We start from the raw sequence: 2027 nt of genomic DNA on the forward strand, positions 1-2027 counted from the left end.
GTGAACAACACCCAGGTCGCCGACTTCCTCACCAAGACCCGCCAGGCGTTCGCGGGCGAACCGGCCGGGGCGGCGTCGGCGCCGTTCTTCTTGGCGTTCAGCCAGTCGGCGAAGGTGGCGGCGTACTCCGGCACGACATCGATCTGGCCGCTCTCCAGCGCCGGTTCGTAGATCTCCCGGTTGGTGACCGAGATGATCTTCGTGGAGTAGCCGGCCCGGTCCAGCAGCAGCGCGTACATCTGGGCGAGCAGATCGCTCTCGGTGAAGCCCGCGGAGCCGATGGTGAGGTGTTTGCTGTCGCCCGGCGATGCGGTGACCTCGCCCTGGTTCTCCAGGGAGGGACCGGTGGCGCAGTCGGCCGCCGCGAGCAGGACGAGCAGCGCGGGGACGGTGGTCCACGGCCTCATCCGGATCCCCCGCCGCGGAACCGGTCGGGCACGAGCAGCCGGCCCACCTCGAAGAGTCCTTCGACGATCAGCGCGAAGACCGCGACGAGGACCGCCCCGGCGACCACTTGGGCGGTGGAGGCGAGGTTGAAGCCCGCTGTGATGATGCGGCCGAGGCCCCCGCCGCCTGCCAGTGCCGCAAGAGTGGCGGTGGCGACGAGCTGGACGGCGGCGATCCGCACCCCGGTGAGGATCAGCGGGAGGGCGAGCGGCACTTCGACCCCCAGCATCAGCTGTCTGCCCGTCATGCCCATTCCCCTGGCGGCGCATACGACATCGCGGTCGACCTCCCGCATGCCGACGTAGGCGTTGGTGAGCAGCGGCGGTACGGCGAAGAGCACGAGAGCGATGATGGTCGGCCACTCGCCGTGCCCGCCGATCGGGGTGAGGAGCAGCAGCACCAGGACGGCGAAGGTGGGCACTGCCCGGCCTATGTTGGAGATGTTGACGGCGAGTGCGCCGCCCTTGCCCAGATGGCCGAGGACCAGCGCAACGGGGAGTGCGATCAGGCAGCTGATCAGCAGGCAGACGACGGTGAGGAACAGATGCTGGCCCAGCCGCTGCCGGATGCCGCCGTCACCGGACCAGTTCGCGGAGGTGGTGAGCCAGGACCAGGCGTCGGCGAGGGTGTTCACGGCTGCCTCCGGGTCCATGGGGTGAGCAGTCGTTGCGCGAGCAGGAGCAGCAGGTCGGCAGCGACGGCGATGACGACGCACAGGACGGAGGCGGTGAGCACCTGGGCCTTGAAGTAGGTGTTCATCCCGGAGTAGATGAGGTTGCCGAGTCCGCCGTAGCCGACGATCGCCCCGACCGTGACCAGGGAGACCGCGGAGACGGTCGCGATCCGCAGTCCGGCCATGGCGGCGGGCAGCGCGAGGGGCAGCTCCACGGCGAGCAGCAGCCGCAGGGGTCCGTACCCCATGCCGCGCGCCGCCTGCCGGGTCTCCTCGGGCACCGCGCGCAGTCCGGCGAGGATGTTCCGTACGAGGAGGGTGAGCGAGTACAGCACCAGCCCGGCGACGACGAGCGAGGCGGAGAGTCCGTACACCGGCAGCAGCAGCGAGAACATGGCGAGCGACGGCACGGTGTAGAGGATGGTGGTCACGGCGAGCACCGGACCCGCCGCCCAGCGCCGGTGCCGCGCCGCGAGGGCGAGCGGAACGGCGAGGACCAGGCCGATGAGCACCGAGACCGCGGTGAGCTGGAGGTGCTGCACGACGGCGTCCCAGAGGATCTCGCGGCGGCTGGACAGATAGGCCCCGCAGAGCCACTCGTTGCGCGCCAGGCAGTCGTCCGGGGGCGCGGTCACCCGTCCATTGAAGCGCGGGGGCCGGGTGGACGCGCGCCGTGATCGCCCGTCCGGGGCTACGCGGGTGCCGACGCTCCGGGCCGCTCGGCCGTGCGCACGGTGATGTCGTCCGGTCCGAGCGGCCGCCTGTCGGCCGCTCAGACCTCCGGTGCCGCCGAGCAACACCGCTCCGGGCAGCCGCGCCGGTTCGTCCAGGGGGGTGCCCCTATCTGTTTCGTCAACCCCGGCGGGGGCGGTCTATGGGGGTTGGGCATGGTTTTCGGGAACGTCCC

At 70.9% G+C, this 2027-nt stretch carries 3 protein-coding genes; all 3 read right to left on the reverse strand.

The window, feature by feature from the left end; all coding sequences use genetic code 11:
- The coding region (locus ACWCQ6_RS37030; RefSeq protein ID WP_451096869.1) for a glycine betaine ABC transporter substrate-binding protein at positions 1-407 on the reverse strand (407 nt) is incomplete at its 3' end.
- The gene (locus ACWCQ6_RS37035) at positions 404-1081 is read right to left on the reverse strand and encodes an ABC transporter permease (protein ID WP_451096873.1); all 678 of its coding nucleotides are present in this window, start codon (positions 1079-1081) and stop codon (positions 404-406) included. The genes ACWCQ6_RS37030 and ACWCQ6_RS37035, both read right to left, overlap by 4 nt.
- Positions 1078-1755, reverse strand: coding sequence for an ABC transporter permease (locus ACWCQ6_RS37040; protein WP_451096871.1), 678 nt, complete (start codon positions 1753-1755; stop codon positions 1078-1080). Before ACWCQ6_RS37040 ends, ACWCQ6_RS37035 begins: the two co-directional genes overlap by 4 nt.
- Positions 1756-2027 lie beyond the last annotated feature (272 nt).

This window comes from Streptomyces sp. NPDC001880 (genome assembly GCF_053594575.1).